Source organism: Asaia spathodeae NBRC 105894 (assembly GCF_025994195.1).
Taxonomy (GTDB): Bacteria; Pseudomonadota; Alphaproteobacteria; order Acetobacterales; family Acetobacteraceae; genus Asaia; species Asaia siamensis.
Window position 1 is genome coordinate 114,446 of sequence record NZ_BAPY01000019.1, and the last position, 15,478, is coordinate 129,923.

Annotated in this window: 15 protein-coding genes and 1 tRNA gene; 14 read left to right on the plus strand and 2 right to left on the minus strand. The window is 59.3% G+C overall.

The window, feature by feature from the left end:
* The first annotated feature begins 1 nt into the window (after window position 1).
* The 11 genes from AA105894_RS09005 to AA105894_RS09055 all read left to right on the plus strand — a co-directional run bounded on the left by AA105894_RS09005 (window position 2) and on the right by AA105894_RS09055 (window position 10,459).
* The gene (locus AA105894_RS09005; RefSeq protein WP_188425719.1) at window positions 2–1,027 is read left to right on the plus strand and encodes an aspartate-semialdehyde dehydrogenase; all 1,026 of its coding nucleotides are present in this window, start codon (window positions 2–4) and stop codon (window positions 1,025–1,027) included.
* 127 nt (window positions 1,028–1,154) lie between these two features.
* Window positions 1,155–1,277, plus strand: coding sequence for a hypothetical protein (locus tag AA105894_RS09010; RefSeq protein ID WP_267311429.1), 123 nt, complete (start codon window positions 1,155–1,157; stop codon window positions 1,275–1,277).
* A gap of 43 nt (window positions 1,278–1,320) precedes the next feature.
* Entirely contained in the window at window positions 1,321–2,340 is a 1,020-nt protein-coding gene (gene hemH, locus AA105894_RS09015; RefSeq protein WP_267311430.1) for a ferrochelatase, read from the plus strand.
* Window positions 2,341–2,609: 269 nt separating this feature from the next.
* Window positions 2,610–4,124: a glycosyltransferase family 2 protein gene (locus AA105894_RS09020; RefSeq protein WP_267311431.1), complete on the plus strand. Its 1,515-nt coding sequence runs from the start codon at window positions 2,610–2,612 to the stop codon at window positions 4,122–4,124.
* A gap of 59 nt (window positions 4,125–4,183) precedes the next feature.
* Window positions 4,184–5,281 carry a DNA polymerase IV gene (gene dinB / locus AA105894_RS09025; RefSeq protein ID WP_267311432.1) on the plus strand — a complete coding sequence of 366 codons (1,098 nt, stop codon included), beginning with the start codon at window positions 4,184–4,186 and terminating at the stop codon, window positions 5,279–5,281.
* Between the two features lie 247 nt (window positions 5,282–5,528).
* Complete coding sequence (locus tag AA105894_RS09030; protein WP_267311433.1) at window positions 5,529–6,728, plus strand: MFS transporter; 1,200 nt, start codon at window positions 5,529–5,531, stop codon at window positions 6,726–6,728.
* Window positions 6,729–6,755: 27 nt separating this feature from the next.
* Window positions 6,756–7,337 (plus strand): LOG family protein, encoded by a 582-nt coding sequence (locus AA105894_RS09035; protein ID WP_267311434.1) that lies wholly within the window; start codon window positions 6,756–6,758, stop codon window positions 7,335–7,337.
* A 55-nt stretch (window positions 7,338–7,392) separates the two neighbouring features.
* Window positions 7,393–7,469: transfer RNA gene (locus AA105894_RS09040), tRNA-Pro, on the plus strand.
* Between the two features lie 244 nt (window positions 7,470–7,713).
* Window positions 7,714–8,700 (plus strand): FecCD family ABC transporter permease, encoded by a 987-nt coding sequence (locus AA105894_RS09045; protein WP_267311435.1) that lies wholly within the window; start codon window positions 7,714–7,716, stop codon window positions 8,698–8,700.
* The gene (locus AA105894_RS09050; RefSeq protein ID WP_267311436.1) at window positions 8,700–9,476 is read left to right on the plus strand and encodes an ABC transporter ATP-binding protein; all 777 of its coding nucleotides are present in this window, start codon (window positions 8,700–8,702) and stop codon (window positions 9,474–9,476) included. Before AA105894_RS09045 ends, AA105894_RS09050 begins: the two co-directional genes overlap by 1 nt.
* On the plus strand, window positions 9,473–10,459 hold the full coding sequence (locus AA105894_RS09055; RefSeq protein WP_267311437.1) for an ABC transporter substrate-binding protein: 987 nt from the start codon (window positions 9,473–9,475) through the stop codon (window positions 10,457–10,459). The genes AA105894_RS09050 and AA105894_RS09055 overlap by 4 nt, the downstream gene beginning before the upstream one ends.
* Here the strand turns inward: AA105894_RS09055 and AA105894_RS09060 are convergent.
* The gene (locus AA105894_RS09060) at window positions 10,430–11,014 is read right to left on the minus strand and encodes a YqgE/AlgH family protein (RefSeq protein WP_188425727.1); all 585 of its coding nucleotides are present in this window, start codon (window positions 11,012–11,014) and stop codon (window positions 10,430–10,432) included. The genes AA105894_RS09055 and AA105894_RS09060 overlap by 30 nt on opposite strands.
* Window positions 11,015–11,140: 126 nt before the next feature.
* Here AA105894_RS09060 and AA105894_RS09065 point away from each other — a divergent pair, with 126 nt between their 5' ends.
* Both AA105894_RS09065 and AA105894_RS09070 read left to right on the plus strand, forming a co-directional pair.
* A complete protein-coding gene (locus AA105894_RS09065; protein ID WP_267311438.1) occupies window positions 11,141–11,893 on the plus strand; it encodes an SDR family NAD(P)-dependent oxidoreductase in 753 nt (250 codons plus the stop codon).
* A complete protein-coding gene (locus AA105894_RS09070) occupies window positions 11,886–12,782 on the plus strand; it encodes a PPK2 family polyphosphate kinase (protein ID WP_267311439.1) in 897 nt (298 codons plus the stop codon). Before AA105894_RS09065 ends, AA105894_RS09070 begins: the two co-directional genes overlap by 8 nt.
* A 122-nt stretch (window positions 12,783–12,904) precedes the next feature.
* On the opposite strand, the gene AA105894_RS09075 is transcribed toward AA105894_RS09070, so the two are convergent.
* Window positions 12,905–13,672: a DsbA family protein gene (locus AA105894_RS09075; RefSeq protein WP_188425729.1), complete on the minus strand. Its 768-nt coding sequence runs from the start codon at window positions 13,670–13,672 to the stop codon at window positions 12,905–12,907.
* A 201-nt stretch (window positions 13,673–13,873) separates the two neighbouring features.
* On the opposite strand from AA105894_RS09075, the gene AA105894_RS09080 reads away from it, so the two are divergent.
* Window positions 13,874–15,304, plus strand: coding sequence for a gamma-glutamyltransferase (locus AA105894_RS09080; RefSeq protein WP_373316753.1), 1,431 nt, complete (start codon window positions 13,874–13,876; stop codon window positions 15,302–15,304).
* Window positions 15,305–15,478 lie beyond the last annotated feature (174 nt).

The window sequence follows — 15,478 nt, forward strand, 5'->3', positions numbered from 1 at the left end:
AATGGGATACCGCGTTGCGGTCGTTGGTGCGACCGGTGCTGTAGGTCGTGAACTCCTGCGCATTCTTGCCGAAAGAGATTTTCCTGTATCCGAGGTCGCGGCGCTCGCCTCGGCCCGTTCCACGGGTCAGGACGTGTCCTTTGGCGACAAGAAGGTCCTGAAGATCCAGAACCTCGAGAGCTTCGACTTTACAGGCTGGGATATCGCGCTTTTCTCTCCCGGCGCCTCGATCTCTGCCGTTCACGCCCCGCGTGCCGCTGCGGCGGGATGCATCGTGATCGACAACACCTCGCATTTCCGCATGGATCCGGATGTGCCGCTGGTGGTGCCGGAAGTGAATGCCAATGCGCTGAAGAAGATGAAGCGCAACATCATTGCCAACCCGAACTGCTCGACCGCGCAGATGGTGGTGGCTCTCAAGCCGCTGCATGATCTGTTCACGATCAAGCGTATCGTTGTCTCGACCTATCAGGCCGTTTCCGGCGCGGGCAAGGACGGGATGGATGAGCTGTTTGCCCAGTGCAAGGGCAGCTTTGTGGGCGATCCGCCGACCATCGCCCAGTTCACCAAGCAGATCGCCTTCAACGTTATTCCGCATATCGACAGCTTCATGCAGGATGGCTCCACCAAGGAAGAGTGGAAGATGGCGGTCGAGACACGCAAGATTCTCGACCCCGATATCAAGGTGGCGGCGACCTGCGTGCGTGTGCCGGTCTTCATCGGGCACTCCGAAGCCATCAATATCGAATGCGAAGAGCCTGTCGATCTGGCACGTGCGCGCGAGGCGCTGCGTGAGGCGGATGGCGTTATCCTGCGCGATGAGCGCGATGATGGCGGTTACGTCACGCCGATCGAATGCGTCGGCGAGGATGCGACCTATGTATCCCGCCTGCGGATTGATGACACGGTGGAGAACGGACTCGCGCTGTGGTGCGTCTCTGACAATCTGCGCAAGGGGGCGGCGCTCAACGCCGTTCAGATCGCCGAAGCGCTGATCGCGCTCGATCTGATCAAGCAGAAAGGCTGATTCAGCCCCAAACTATTACATTTTTGTCATTCATGTAAGTTTGGCATTGCGCGCGCAACGCGTGATGCCAAACTCTCCTCAAGGGTGGATGCGGGGTTGTGCCGCAATGGCCTGAACGGAGATGACAATGCCCGTTATCGACACGATCGCCGCCGGCCTGTTTGCCCTCGTCGCTCTTGGCGCGCTGCGCCTTGCTCCCACGCCGAAACTGGTTCCGGTGCGCGTCAAACGGAAACCGAACTCGCGCTGAGCTGTTTTCGTCTCTCTGCACTTTGATGATTTGATTGAGAGACATGGCGTTCAAGAGCAACATCCCCACGCATCCGGTTCCGGCTGGTGGCAAGACAGGCGTCCTGATCGCCAATCTTGGCACCCCTGACGGCACAGATTATTTCTCGGTTCGTCGCTATCTGGGCGAATTCCTTTCCGACCGTCGGGTTATCGAGGCACCGCCTGCGATCTGGCAGCCGATCCTGCAAGGCGTGATCCTGACAACCCGCCCGTCGAAAAGCGGCGAGGCCTATGGGCGCATCTGGAACCGCGAGGAAGATGCCAGCCCGCTCAGGGTCTATACGCGTGCTCAGGCGGAAAAGCTTGCTGCCCGTTTCGAAGGCGAGTTCCCGGTTGCCTGGGGCATGCGCTATGGCAAGCCCTCCATCGCTGATGCAGTCGAAGAGTTGATGGATCAGGGATGTGACCGGCTGGTCTTTCTCCCGCTTTATCCGCAATATAGCGCTACCACGACGGCCACGGCGAATGATCAGCTTTTCCGCTATCTGATGACGCTTCGTCGCCAGCCTGCGGTGCAGACCCTGCCGGCGTTCCCCGATCACCCCGCGTACATCGCGGCTCTCGAGAAAAGCGTGCGCGATCATCTGGCGTCACTTTCCTGGAAGCCGCAGCGGCTCGTCGCTTCGTTCCATGGGCTACCGAAGCTATGCGTGGAAAAGGGGGATTACTACCCTGATGACTGCGAGCGGACGCTGAGCGCCTTGCGCACCGCCCTCGGTCTCAGTGAAGAGCAGATGCCCATCACCTATCAATCGCGTTTCGGACCGATGGAATGGGTTCAGCCCTATACGGCGCCATTCGTCTCGGCGTTGCCCGAGCAGGGCATCACCCGTATCGCGGTTATCATGCCGGGCTTCATCAGTGACTGTATCGAGACGCTCGATGAAATCGGTAATGAACTGCGCGAGGAGTTCATTGAGGCAGGTGGCGAGGAACTGACTCTTGTGCCCTGCCTGAACGACAGCGACGACGCTGTTGCCCTGCTCGAAACCCTGGTGCGCGAGGCGCTTCCTAAGAAGTGATCGGACGGCGCTGACTGAGACGGGGCGGCGCCTTGCGGTGGCATCTCGTCTCGGTAGGCACGGAAATCAGATGACCCAGGGTTACGAACCGTTGCTCATACCATCTTTGTCACAGCGGATATTTCTCTTGATTGGAATATACGTTGATCAGTACTCTGCTCTGACGTAAACTGTTCGCAGATACAGTTTGAATAACGTGCGCTCTCTGGATAATTAAAACGGTTTATGCGATGATCCTCGTATCTTCCTTCGAATGAGCGAGTTTCCTTATGGCCGAAAATCTTCCCAGCGTTGCCGTCGCGCTATTCGTGAAGAATGAGTTTTCCGATATTGCAGGATGGATCGCCTGGCACGCCGCGCTGGGGGTCAAGACATTCCTGATCTATGACGATCATTCATCAGACGGTACCTGGGAAATATTGCAGGCGGCAGCCAAGTGCTACGATATCCGTCTCAAGAGGACTGATCCGATTGGCCAGCCTGATTTCTATCAGAGGCAACGCGACTCCTTTATGGCGGCCGCAGCGGAAAGTAGACACCAGTTCGACTGGCTCGGCTTCCTCGACGGAGACGAGTATGTCTATCTGAGGCATTTCGATAATCTTCCCGAATTTCTCCGCGGCTTCAAACACGCCGATGCCATTGCCTTCTCTTGGCGTATCCAGGGAAGCTCGAACCGCGTTGTCAGGCCGAAGATGACAACGGTAGAAGCGTTCACCCAGCATTCGAACAAGTCACTGAACGACAATGTTCTGGTCAAAAGCTTCGTTCGTCCCGAAAAAATGGGTAATGAATATATAAATCCCCATTGGTTCGATGTGGCTACTGAGCGTTATGTCCGGCCGAGCGGACGATACGTCCAGAGTGCCAATGCAGTGCAGGATATTGAATGGTCTCACGCCTTCGTCATGCATTACATCTGCCGCAGCATGGAGCACTACATCCAGCGCATCAAGCGCCGTCTGAATGTCGATCTCTCGGACTCGGTGGGTTATTGGGATCATTTCAACCGGAACGATGAAACCGATCTCGAGCCTCTGAAACTATTGCTCCGTATGGATCGCTATCTGGCTCCGATCTATGAGCAGATGATCACAAACGCCATTCTGCGTCTCAAATCTGCAATTGTCATGGATGATCAGGGGCAGGCAGGCACCTCAGTTGCGACGAATGCCGACCAGGATATCGTCCCCTCCATCTTCCGTATTCGCAGCTATTTCAACACCTATCTCTATTACGCGCCTCGTACGGGACAGGTCGTTCATGCAGATGAGAATTATGCGATAGAGCAGGGTTTTGAAGAGGTTCTTGGCTGTATCGACCCGGTGACGCCAAAACTGATCACGCTCTTTGCGCCCGGAAATATCGACACTTTCATCAAATTCTCTGCCGATCCCCGGTTGATGAAAACGATCATCTTCGAAGTCAGACCTCAGAGCGATGACAGGATTGCCCTGCTGAGTCCGATGCAGAATTTCTTTCTCGCATTGCTTCCCCCAGAGTCCGGCGTTGGCATTGCGGAAGTCAACCGACATCAGGCGAATGAGTGGGAGTATCTCACGCTTGAACCGGTCAATGTGGCTGGTCCGGAGACATACGCGTCACCGCCGCCTTTTGTGCCGGGTCGCGAAACATCAATCAGCGATATTATAAGCTGGATCAGGCACGCCCCTGTTCTGCCGAGCAACAACGAGTTCCTGCGCGTGCTTTATTCTGTCACGCCTTCCGTTCGTGCCGAGATTTCGCGTCTTGTTCCGGGCTTGCTCTGGAACGCGCTCGCCTGATTTTGTCCGGGTGGCAGATGATCTTGTTTTGTTCCGGTTTCTGATGGCATAAAGGTCTCATGGTCGAGACCGCTGGCACAGGAATAACGCGTCGCATCATCCATATCGATATGGATGCTTTTTATGCTTCGGTGGAGCAGCGCGACGCACCTGAACTGCTCGGCCGTCCGGTTGCCGTGGGGCGCGGCGAGGGGCGGGGCGTTGTTGCTGCGGCCAGCTATGAGGCACGCAAATTCGGGGTGCGCTCGGCCATGCCCTCACGCACTGCCCTGCGCCAGTGTCCCGATCTGGTGTTTGTACCGCCGCGCTTTGATGTCTATCGCGCAGTCTCGCGGCAAATCCATGAAATCTTTGCCCGCTACACCGATCTGATACAGCCGCTCTCTCTCGATGAGGCCTATCTCGACGTGACAGGCAGCTATCGGGAGCATGGCTCGGCAACGGATATTGCCCGGTTGATAAGAGCCGAGATCCATGAAGAGACGGGGCTGACGGCCTCAGCAGGCATCTCCTATAATCGTTTTCTGGCCAAGCTTGCCTCCGACCACCGCAAACCCAACGGACAGTTTGTCATCACTCCCGCAATGGGGCCGGAATTCGCTGCTTCGCTTCGTGTGGAACAGTTTCATGGCATTGGCCCTGCGACACGGGCGAAGATGAACCGGCTGGGTATTTTTACAGGTGCCGATCTGCGTGCGATCCCGACCGACGTCCTCGCCCGTCATTTCGGCAAGGCGGCAGCTTTCTACGCGTCGATCGCCAGAGGGGTCGATGATCGCCCCGTCGTGTCTGACCGGATACGCAAATCGATCGGCACGGAAACCACTTTCGAGTCGGATCTCTCGACATTGCCAGAGGCGCGCCGTGTCGTTCAGGCGCTTTGTGCCAAGCTCTGGCGGCAATGTCAGGCCCAGTCGCTGAGCGGTCGCACGCTGGTGCTGAAACTGAAATATGCCGATTTCCAACTCACGACGCGTACCCGTTCAAACCCCACCATGTTCGTGAACGAGGCGGCAATAGCCGCTCAGGCTGAGAGTCTGCTTGAGGGATTTTTCCCTCTGGAGCGTGCCATCAGGCTGATCGGCGTCACGTTGTCAGGCCTTTCGACAGAAAATGACGAAAAAAAGGCGCAGCTGACACTTTTTGGTGAGTCCTGACGGAGCTTTTTCTTGCCCTGTCGCGTTGGAAAAACACCTTCAACCCGCATCAGGAACAGCCATCATGCTCACGGTGTTTTCTTCCTCATCCCTCTGGCTTGGTGCAGCCTTTTCGGTTCTGATCTGTGCATTGGGCGCAGCCTGATCTGGAAAAACGGGAGCAAAAGCGTCCGAATGGGGTGACAGCCTGCAGCCGGGCTGGCAGAACCCGAGGTCTCACAACGAGTAACGTATCAAGGAAATCGAGATGGCTGCGGGGCAGGATGTGGTGCCGCGTTCTCCGATCGGACGCATCCTGCCGGTCGTTTCGCTCAATCTGATCATTTATATCGTGATCGGCCTTCCAATGGCCGTCATTCCGCTCTTCGTTCACACTGTTCTGCACTGCAACACTGTGATCGCCGGGTTTGCCGTTTCGCTCCAGTATTTTTCGACATTTGCCTCGCGTGCTTCCGCCGGTCGGCGTATCGATACACAGGGGCCTAAACCCGTTGCAGTGGCCGGGCTTGCGCTCGGGATAGGCTCGGGTCTGCTCCTTCTTGTCTCGGGGCTGACTGCCTCTCTCATCCCCCTTTCACTGGTCTGTCTTTTTGTCAGCCGCCTTGTGCTTGGCTGGGCAGAAAGCTGGGCGACGACCGCCGCGATCGTCTGGAATATCCGTCGCGCAGGTGCGGCCAACACAGCCCAGGTCATTTCGTGGAACGGGATTACCTCCTATGGCGGCATCGCTCTTGGTGCCACCATAGGCGAGCAGATGTCCCATCTGGGCGGCGGCTGGGGCGGTCTCGTCACCTTGGGCATTGTGTCCATCATTCTCCCCGCCGTAGGGACGGCACTGGCAATTTCCTATCCTGCCGTGGCGCCCATCAAACATGACGCGCCTGCCATGCCGTTTGCGAAGGTTTTCAAGCTCGTGCTGCCGCATGGCTGCGCGCTGGCTGCGGGTTCGGTGGGGTTTGGTGCAATTTCGTCCTGTCTCGCGCTCTATTTCGCTGCCGAGCACTGGCCTGACGCCGCTCAGGCGCTGGCTGTGTTCGGCATGGTGTTCGTGATTGTGCGCTTCGTGTTTGCCCGACAGATCGGTCGTATCGGTGGCACGAATGTGGCTCTCATTTCTCTGGCGGTCGAAACGCTGGGGCTTCTGATACTGGCTTTTGTCCCCTCAGCCGAGGCGGCGACTTTAGGGGCTGCGGTGACGGGAGCGGGGTTCTCTCTCGTCTTTCCGGCGCTGGGTGTTCTGGCTGTTGATAGGGCAGGGGCAGAAAACCGTGGTGCGGCGCTTGGGGCGTTCTCGGTATTCCTCGATCTTGCCGTCGGTATTTCCGGCCCGCTGCTTGGCCTCGTGATTCACGCATCGGGCTATATGGCTCTGTTCATCTTCACGGCATGCATTACATTTCTCGGTATCGTGCAGGTGATGCGTCTGCGTCGCGTGGCCAAAGCCTGACACCATTGTTCAAAGGATAAGTTCGAGATGACGATCGCTGCCGCCGCTGTTTTCTGCGGCTCGCGCCATGGTGCCTGGCCAGAATTTGCCGAAGCTGCCCGCGCAACGGGCAAAGGCCTTGCGGAGCGGCATATTCACCTCGTCTATGGCGGCGGCGCGGTTGGTCTGATGGGTGTGGTCGCCGAAGCCGCGCTTTCGGCGGGTGGTGAGGTGACCGGTATCATCCCGACCTTTCTGCATGATCGTGAGGTGATGAATGATCGGGTGACCGATCTGATCGTCACCGAGTCAATGCATGAGCGCAAACGGCTGATGTTTGCCAAGGCGGATGCGTTCCTGATCCTGCCCGGCGGCCTCGGGACATTCGATGAACTTATGGAGATCCTGACCTGGCGTCAGCTTTCCCTTCATGACAAGCCGATCCTGATCGTCAATGTCGCCAATTGGGCGGTGCATATTATTGCGGCCCTCGAAGCGTCTATCGAACAGGGGCTGGCCGATCCGTCTGCGCGCCGCCTCTACACCGTCGTCTCAAGTGTTGCCGAGGCATTCGATGTTCTGGGCCGCGAGAAAAAGCGCGAGGAAAAATCCGAAACCCATCGACTTTGAGAGTCACCCCCCTTGCGGAGCCGCGCAACTGGCAGTATAGCCCCATCCATCGGTTCGGAGTGTAGCTCAGCCTGGTAGAGCACTGTGTTCGGGACGCAGGGGCCGGAGGTTCGAATCCTCTCACTCCGACCAGATAATTTCCCCCTCTGGGGGGCTTCTCCCGGAAAATCTGATCTTTTTCTCGCTTCAGGGTAAGGCGATCAGAATTCCGGTCGAGTCAATTGCCCGCTTTTTCCCTGTTTCCTGACAGATCGATGTCATTCGGTGTGGTTTCACTCTCGCCAACTGCGCCGATGATCCCTATCGCTGAACTGGATTGTCGTTCAGGTCGAGCAGGCGCGAGGCAAAGATGCTGTGCCGGGGGAAAAAAGCTTTCATGCGCAGTCGCCTCTGCTTTACCGCTGCTCTTCTTGTGCTCGCGCTGGGTTTTGGTCTGAGCCTGATCATCGGGCGCTACGCCCTGAGCCCTGTCGACCTGCTTCATACCCTTGAAGGGCAGGGGGCTCCTGAAATCCGGGCGGTGCTGCTTCAGGCAAGATTGCCACGCATGATTGCAGCGCTTTTTGTGGGGGCGGCGCTTTCCATGTCGGGAAGCGCCTTTCAGTCGGTATTCCGTAATCCGCTCGTGTCACCCGATCTGCTCGGTGTGTTGAGTGGCGCTGCGTTTGGTGCTGCTGGCGCGATCATCGCCCATGGCAGCGCCATGACGATCGAGGTCTCGACCTTTCTGGGCGGATGCTGTGCGGTAGGCTTCGGCTTTATCGTCGCGCGGCTTGTGGGCAGGGAGGGAGTCCTGCCTCTTCTGCTGGGAGGCCTGATCAGCAGCGCGCTTTTTACGGCTTTGCTGTCGCTGCTCAAATATCTGGCTGATCCTTTCGATCAGTTGCCGACCATCATCTATTGGCTGCTCGGCAGCCTCGCCCAGACCGACTGGCACCAGCTGGCCGTTCTGGTGCCCCTGCTTTCGTTCGGTATGGGCGTGCTTTGGGCGAGCGGACGGGTATTTGATGTTTTTGGCCTCAGTGATGACGAGGCCCGCAGCCTTGGCTTGCCTATCGGCCTGTTGCGCCTCGCTATGCTGGCTGTCGCAACAGCGTTGAGCGCGCTTACCGTCTCACTGGCCGGTATCATTGGCTGGGTCGGATTGATCATGCCCCATATGGCCCGTCTGCTGATCGGACCAGAGCACAGGCGCCTGCTGCCTTTCGCGGCCCTTCTGGGGGCTTGCTGCCTGCTGCTGGCTGATACGGCGGCACGCAGTCTGTCCCCTTCGGAAATTCCGCTGGGCATGATGACGGAGCTGCTGGGTGCCCTCGGCTTCATTCTCGTCCTGCGTCAGCTTCGACGGGAAGGCCGACTCTGATGGCATTCTTGTCGCTCGACTCTGTCTGTTTCGCGCGCTCAGGCAGGGTTATCCTGCGCGATCTGTCGCTTGCATTTCGCAAGGGTGAGCTGGTGAGCATTCTCGGCGCCAATGGCGCAGGCAAGACCACTCTGCTGCGTCTGATGCTCGGGCTTTCACGCCCCGAAACCGGCAGGGTGCTGGTCGACGGAAAGGATCTGTCTGGCCTCTCGCGCCAGCAGATCGCGCGGCTCATGGCCTATGTGCCGCAAAACCGTGATGTGCTGCCGCCCTACAGCGTGGCGCAGATCGTCGGGTTGGGGCGTCTGCCTTATGGCAGCCTCACGCGAGGGCTTTCGGACCAGGATATGTCGCGGGTCGAGGCCGCTCTGGCGTTGCTTGATCTGGCCGATTTGCGTGACAGACCCTGCACAGCATTGTCGGGGGGCGAATATCAGCGCGTCCTGCTGGCGCGCGTGCTGGTGCAGGATGCACTGGTTCTCGTGCTCGACGAGCCGCTTTCCGGGCTCGATTACGGTCATCAGATCAGGCTCATGGCGCTTCTGGCGCAGCTGGCTCGGGAAGGAAGACTGGTCATCATGACGGCGCATCAGCCCGATCTTGTCTATCGTCATGCGTCTCATGTGGTGTTGCTGGAGCATGGTCGTGTGCTGGCCGAGGGGCAGCCGGAAACCGTGATGGATTCTGCGAGACTTGCTGCATTCTATGGTGTCTCGCTGCGTCATCACGATCATGACGGTCAGCGTTTTTTCATGGGGGGAGACGAAAAGTCGTGAAACGGATTCTGGCAGGTTTGTTGCTGTGTCTCGGTCTTGGCGCACCCTCAGCGCTTGCGGCGCCTGAGCGCATTGTCGATGGGTGGTACGCCCATAATGCAACGCTGATCATGCTCGGGGCTTCTGACCGGATTATCGGCACGGTGATTTCACCGAGTCGCTTTCCCTGGATGGTCTGTCTCGCGCCCCAACTACGCCACGCACAGTTTTTCAGCAGCATGACTCTGAATGCCGAAGCGGTTCTGGCGCTGCATCCCGACCTGACCTTTGTCACCACACAATCGCATAGCGTCGAGGGGCTGCAAAAGCTCGGCCTGAACGCCGTCGCAGTCGGGTTTACCGATTTTGCAGGCTTGCTGAGCACGCTCGACCAGAGCGCCACGCTGCTTGATACGCCTGTCGCCAAGGCCCAGGCCAGACATTACAGGCAGGCCCTTTCGCATCTTCTGGCCGAGCGCGCAGCGAAAAGCGGAACACCCCGTATCCTGCATATCGCGTCATTCGAGCCCCTGACGGTGGATGGCGATCAGAGCATCATCGATGAATGGATACGCGACGCGGGCGGCGTGAACGCCGCGACGGGCCTGCACGGCAACAAGCGCCCCGTCTCGCTCGAGCAGCTCCTGAGCTGGGCGCCTGACATCATCATCATGGGGGCGGATTCAGGCAGTCCGGAGCGGCTGGCGGGTAATGCCCTCTGGTCGCAGATCCCTGCCGTGAGGCAGCACAAGGTGTTTCGCAATCCGGCAGGTGTGTTCAACTGGGATCGCTACAGCCCCGAATTACTGTTGCAGATCGTCTGGGCGCGTCAGATCGTTCGCAACGGCGCGGTCGACCGACCGGCCATGATCGGGCAGATCAGGGATTTCTATCGTGATTTCTACCGCCATCCGATCGATGAGGCCGATGCTGCCCGCATTCTCGATGCCCAGCCGCCCTTGCCCGAAAAGTGCTCAGGCATGTCCGACAAGGTTGGACAATAGAAGCGGGTCGATATTGATGGCTGCCAGGGCCTTGCGCCATTTTGCCATGTGATTGGCCCCGAAGATCAGCTCATCCGAGGCGGGGGCGTTGAGCCAGGCATTCTGGCGGATGATTTCATCCTCAAGCTGACCAGGCTCCCAGGACGCATGGCCGAGCGCAAGCAGCGCCTGACGCGGGCCTTTGCCATTGGCGATTTCATGCAGGATATCGAGGCTTGCCGTCAGGCAGTTCTCGTTATTGATCAGCAGGCTGTCATCGCGCTGCCAGTCGGCGGAATGCAGAACAAAGCCGCGTGTTGGCTCCACAGGCCCGCCCATGCACAGATTGATGCGACGACGTGGGGGTGAGGGCGTGATCTCAAGCTGTTCGAGCAGGGTTTCCAGCGTCGGGTGAGGCGCGCGCTTGTTGATGATGAGGCCCATGGCGCCATCTGTGGCGGAATGGGCGCAGACATAAACAACGCTGCGGGCAAATTCCGAATCGCCAAGCGTCGGGCTCGAAATAAGCAGGCGCCCTGTCAGATTGTCAGCGGAATTTGTGAAATCAGAAGCCATGGCTGAAAATGTCGGCCATCGCCTGTGGTTTTGCAAGAGTTGGTCCTTGCGGCAACCATAGGCGGCGTCACCCGTCTGAACGGGTGCGTCCTGCGCATGACCTGCAGTCTGAGAAGGGAAGAGACAATGGCGGTAATTCTGGTGACTGGCGCGACGGCCGGTTTTGGTCGGGCCATAGCAATGCGCCTCGTAAAAGAGGGGCATAAGGTGATCGGCACGGGGCGCCGCAAGGAGCGTCTCGACGCGCTGCATCACGAACTTGGCGATGCGTTCCTGCCTGTGGAACTGGATGTTACCGACGAGCAGAAGATTGCCTCTCTCCCTGAAAGTCTGCCCTCTGCCTGGCGTCAGGTCGATGTGCTGATCAACAATGCCGGTCTCGCTCTGGGCGTTGGAAAAGCCCAGGATGCCGATCTCAGGGACTGGAGAACCATGATTGACACGAATGTGACGGGTGTCGTCGAGGTTACTCGTGCGTTTCTTCCCCAGATGATCGAACGCAACCACGGATACATCATTACCCTTGGCAGTGTTGCAGGCACCTATCCCTATGTCGGGGGTAACGTCTACGGCGCCACCAAGGCTTTCGTCGGCCAGTTCATGCGCAATCTGCGTACGGATCTGCTGGGGACACGTATCCGGGCAAGCACGATCGAACCTGGTCTGTGTGGTGGCAGCGAGTTCAGCAATGTGCGTCTGCGCGATAACCAGAAGGCTGCGGATGTCTATAAGGGCACTGATCCGCTCACGCCTGAGGATATCGCCTCGACCGTCTCATGGCTGCTGAGCCAGCCTCCGCATGTGAACATCAATGCCATCGAAATGATGCCTGTCTGCCAGGCAGCCGGTGGTCTTGCAGTGGATAGAAAAAGTGACTGAACTCACAGCGAGCATGGCCCGTAAACTCCCCGGGCGTTACATGGTGACTGACGGAAAGAGCTTTCAGCTCGATTCCGTCAAGCCTGACGACCATGGCGGTCTCGACAAGGACGAGGTCGAAACCTGGCTCGATAAGCGCCGGCAGCGTCTCGGTGTGCTGCAGGAACGTCTTGCCGCCGAGCACCGCCATTCGGTTCTGCTGGTGCTTCAGGGTATGGATGGCGCGGGCAAGGACAGCCTGATCCTCAACGTCATGACCGGCATGAACCCTCAGGGTACGAAGGTTGTCTCGTTCAAGAAGCCGAGCGATATCGAGCTCTCCCACGACTATCTGTGGCGCGTGCATATGGCTGTGCCAAGTCGTGGGCAGGTGGGTGTGTTCAACCGCAGCCATTATGAAGATGTGCTGGTGGCGCGCGTCCATGCCGACACGCTCAACACGAACGGGATGAAGGGTGACCCCAAGAAACAGGAGTTCTGGGATCATCGCCTGGAGGATATCGGCAATTTCGAAGCCTATCTCTCTCGTCAGGGCATTCATATCCTCAAGGTCATGCTGCACATGTCGCCTGATTGTCAGCAGGAGCGGCTGCTGCGCCGCCTGAACCGTCCGGATAAACGCTGGAAGTTCGACGAGAGCGATCTGGCTGAACGCAAGTTCTGGCCCGATTATCAGGCAGCCTATCAGGAAGCGATCCGCGCTACCGCCTGCGAACACGCGCCCTGGCTCGTCGTGCCGTCCAACAAGAAGTGGTTCTCGCGCATGGTGGTCATGGAGGCATTGATCGAAAAACTCGAGAGCCTGAGCCCTGAGCCGCCGCCGCCTTCACCGGAGATTCTCAAGAATCTCGAACGGCTGGAAGCGGCCATCAAGGCAAGCCATCCGTAAAGAGGGGGATGCGGGGCGCTGCCCCGCGCCCTGCCAAAGGACAATCGCCCTTTGGGAACCCGTTATCGTGACCGGGGTTCAGGGCCCTGGTCTCTGCCGGGTACTGGCAGAGACCAGCTGGGTCAGTGAGCGGCGCGCGCATTCTTGATCTGGGCGCGCATTTCCTCTGCCGAGACGGCGCCGGGAATGATGGCACTCGTGCCGAACACAAAGGTAGGTGTGCCATCCAGGCCGATCAGCCGGGCTTCAGCGAGGTTCTCGTTGATCTGGGCGGCAACACTGGAGGCGTGCATATCGCTGACCAGCTTGTCGGCACTCATGCCGTTGGCTGTGGCGAGCTGACGAATGCGGTCGAGCGTCGGCGGCGCCGTATCCTGCATCAGGGCGCGCTTCATCTTCTCATAGCCCCCCTGAAGGGCCGCAGCGAAAATGGCCTGGGTGTCGAGCACACTCTTCTCGCTCAGAACCGGGACGATTTTCTCGACGAGGCGCAGTTTTGGATCGGCTTTAAGGAGGGCATCCACGACCGGCACCATGCTGCGGCAATAGCCACAGCGCGGGTCTAGAAATTCCACAATCGTCAGATCGCCATTCGGATTGCCACGCACTGTGTAATCCGGGCCTTTCTGAAGGCGTTCACGGTCGGATTTCACATGGGAAAGGGCGTCATCGCTTGCCTTTTGCTGTGCACCCTGACGCAGGGCGACGATGGCGTCGCTCAGAATGGTCGGGTCGTCCTTGAGCGCCTGATGCAGGATGGAGACGATTTCTGCCCGCTGCTGCGGGGTAAAGCTGCTCGCAGGGTCGGCGAAGGCGGGAACGCTGGCCGATGCGGTCAGGCCGAGGGCGAGAAAGGCACCGGCAAGCCGGGCGCGGGTCGGGCGGGTCATGAGAGCGATCCTGCTGGGCGGGAGGAGAGAAGCTTCTGCATAAGACAGAGAAGACGATTTCGCAAAACAGGGACACGTCTGGCAGGTTGCCCATCGTCCTGATCACGGTTAGATGCGTTAACGAACCCAATTTCCGAAGGGTTGCGTCTTCGGCTGCGAAGACAGGCCATGCGGAACAGAAGAGAAGAGGCTTGCCGGGTCATGGAGACACCGCACGTGGCGCATCGTCGGACGAACGCCCCCTGTCGCCCCGCAGAGCGCAGTACGCGCAAGGCGGGTTTGCGCTCGGCCTGCGCCCTGACTGCGGCAATGCTTCTGGCCGGGTGCAGCGATGTCGCGCATATCGGTCATAACCTGTTCGGCAAGACCACGCCGATCGTCACCGGTTATATCGGCACCGTCGTAGCTGATGAGCCGCGTGCGGCGCTGATCGGGCGTGACGTGCTGGTGCATGGCGGCAATGCTGCCGATGCCGCTGCGGCGGTCGGCATGGCGCTTGCCGTCACGCTGCCCTCGCGTGCCTCTTTGGGTGGCGGTGGCGCCTGTCTTGTGAGCCGTGGGCGCGAGGCGCCGCAGGCCTTCGTCTTCCTGCCGGCTGCAGCGCCGGCGGCACCGGCCACGCGTCAGGCCGCCATTCCGATGACGCCGCGTGGCCTGTTCACCATGCAGCTGCGTTATGGCACGGTCGAATTTGCCGATCTGCTCGGCCCGTCTGTCCGTCTGGCTCGTAGCGGCACGACGGTCAGCCGCGTTCTGGCGCAGGATATCGCAGCCGTTCAGACGCCGCTCTTTGCGGATGACGCAGCCCACACCGTATTCAGCCGCGCCGACGGCACGCCGCTCCAGAACGGCGATGCGATGGTACAGCCGCAGCTCGCCAGCTTCCTTGAGCGCATGACCAATCTTGGCGTGGGCGATCTCTATAACGGTGCGCTTGGCGCGATTTTCGTCGAAGGCGCCAACAAGGCAGGGGCGGGGCTTTCCACAGCGTCGCTGCGTACCGCCATGCCTGCGCAGCTTGCTGCCCTTCAGGTGGAGCAGGACGGCTATACGGCTTCGTTCCTGCCGCCTCCGGCCGATGGCGGAATCGGCGCTGCTGCTGCGTTCCACTCAGGCGCCTCGGCACAGGGTGTAGTCGCGACATGGCGTAGCGAAGACCGTCACGGTCTGAGTGGCGATGCCCTGCTGAGCGCAGCGCAGACGCTGGTCAATGCCGGTTCCAGCCGCTCCGGCGCTCTTCCTGCGCTTCCGGCCTCGACCTCGTTTGTGGCCACCGACAACAAGGGTGGCGCCGTCGCCTGTGCCCTGACCAACAACAACCTGTTCGGTACCGGGCGCATGGCCGACGGCACGGGTGTGCTGCTCGCGGCATCGCCGGGGCGCTACCCTGCGCCGCTGCTCTCCGCCGCGATCGTCCAGAGGCGGGGCAACCTCGTGGCCGCTCTGGCCAGTTCAGGTCAGAACGATGCTGCTGACGCCCTTGCTTCAGCGGCCCGCGCAGCCATATCGGGTACGGAAGTACCGCATGAAGGCCAGGGGCGTGTGAATGCCTCGCTCTGCAAGGGTGACACGTGTCATGGCGACACTGACCCCCGCGGCGGCGGCCTGTCGGTTGGCAGCGTCAATAACTGATCAGGACACGGTTTCATGCCCCCTCGAAAGAGGGGGCATTTTTCTTTGTACCCCTTGTGCAGAGGGGCGATGATCATGATATGTTCCCCAGAACAAAAGTGAACGATCAATACGAATCGCTCGGCGCCCGATTGCCGTTCAGACGGAGTTCGGCGAGACTGATGCGAGCGGAGG

Coding starts and splice junctions, on each gene's coding strand:
- AA105894_RS09010 (WP_267311429.1), top strand. CDS start 1,155: ATGCCCGTTATCGACACGATCGCCGCCGGCCTGTTTGCCCTCGTCGCT.
- AA105894_RS09030 (WP_267311433.1), top strand. CDS start 5,529: ATGGCTGCGGGGCAGGATGTGGTGCCGCGTTCTCCGATCGGACGCATC.
- AA105894_RS09005 (WP_188425719.1), top strand. CDS start 2: ATGGGATACCGCGTTGCGGTCGTTGGTGCGACCGGTGCTGTAGGTCGT.
- AA105894_RS09045 (WP_267311435.1), top strand. CDS start 7,714: ATGCGCAGTCGCCTCTGCTTTACCGCTGCTCTTCTTGTGCTCGCGCTG.
- AA105894_RS09065 (WP_267311438.1), top strand. CDS start 11,141: ATGGCGGTAATTCTGGTGACTGGCGCGACGGCCGGTTTTGGTCGGGCC.
- AA105894_RS09020 (WP_267311431.1), top strand. CDS start 2,610: ATGGCCGAAAATCTTCCCAGCGTTGCCGTCGCGCTATTCGTGAAGAAT.
- AA105894_RS09050 (WP_267311436.1), top strand. CDS start 8,700: ATGGCATTCTTGTCGCTCGACTCTGTCTGTTTCGCGCGCTCAGGCAGG.
- AA105894_RS09035 (WP_267311434.1), top strand. CDS start 6,756: ATGACGATCGCTGCCGCCGCTGTTTTCTGCGGCTCGCGCCATGGTGCC.
- AA105894_RS09075 (WP_188425729.1), bottom strand. CDS start 13,672: ATGACCCGCCCGACCCGCGCCCGGCTTGCCGGTGCCTTTCTCGCCCTC.
- hemH (WP_267311430.1), top strand. CDS start 1,321: ATGGCGTTCAAGAGCAACATCCCCACGCATCCGGTTCCGGCTGGTGGC.
- AA105894_RS09060 (WP_188425727.1), bottom strand. CDS start 11,014: ATGGCTTCTGATTTCACAAATTCCGCTGACAATCTGACAGGGCGCCTG.
- dinB (WP_267311432.1), top strand. CDS start 4,184: ATGGTCGAGACCGCTGGCACAGGAATAACGCGTCGCATCATCCATATC.
- AA105894_RS09080 (WP_373316753.1), top strand. CDS start 13,874: ATGGAGACACCGCACGTGGCGCATCGTCGGACGAACGCCCCCTGTCGC.